2 tRNA genes and 1 rRNA gene are annotated in these 723 nt (G+C 47.7%); all 3 read right to left on the minus strand.

Annotation, left to right across the window (positions count from 1 at the left end):
• A 23S ribosomal RNA gene (locus tag ACPV3A_RS37715) occupies positions 1-146 on the minus strand; the annotation flags it as partial.
• Positions 147-442: 296 nt separating this feature from the next.
• Positions 443-518, minus strand: a tRNA-Ala gene (locus ACPV3A_RS37720).
• 94 nt (positions 519-612) lie between these two features.
• A tRNA-Ile gene (locus ACPV3A_RS37725) sits at positions 613-689 on the minus strand.
• Positions 690-723: the final 34 nt, after the last annotated feature.

Here is a 723-nt window from a genome sequence, read left to right on the forward strand (position 1 = left end):
AGCTATTACACTAGCTGGGTTTCCCCATTCGGACATCCCCGGATCGAAGCTTGCTTACAGCTCCCCGAGGCAGTATCGTTGTTCGCCACGTCCTTCTTCGGCTCCTAGCGCCTAGGCATCCTCCGTGTGCTCTTAGTAGCTTAACCAATTGCTTCAGTTTCGCGCCATTCGCTCTGTTGTCCGTTTGTTTCCTGATCTACTAAACGAGTTAATAGATGGAAACCAACTTCCAAAGGATCGACTGTCACGAATCTTCCGCTGCTACCGTTTTATTTAAACTTGTTTTGACACAAGTTCAGCTAAAAGGATATTTCTAATTGCGCAAATTCGTTTCGTTATCTAGTTTTCAAGGATCAACCCCAGTCTTTCGACCGGAAGATTATCATACCACATGATATCTTGCAGTYCAACCTGCAATTTATGGAAGTGACATGAAAGTTTATGGTGGAGCCAAGGGGGATCGAACCCCTGACCTCCTGCGTGCAAGGCAGGCGCTCTCCCAGCTGAGCTATAGCCCCATAATTTCACTCCAAAAGTGAAGTATGGCTTCGAGGTTGATTCCGATTAACTACCRGAGGCCTCGTCACTTATCTTATGAAGTTAGTATTTATATGGTGGGCCCTAGTGGACTCGAACCACCGACCTCACCCTTATCAGGGGTGCGCTCTAACCAGCTGAGCTAAGGGCCCATATAAAATACGCTTGGCGACGTCCTACTCTCCC

This window comes from Paenibacillus sp. Dod16, assembly GCF_049893405.1.
Lineage (GTDB): Bacteria > Bacillota > Bacilli > Paenibacillales > Paenibacillaceae > Paenibacillus_AQ.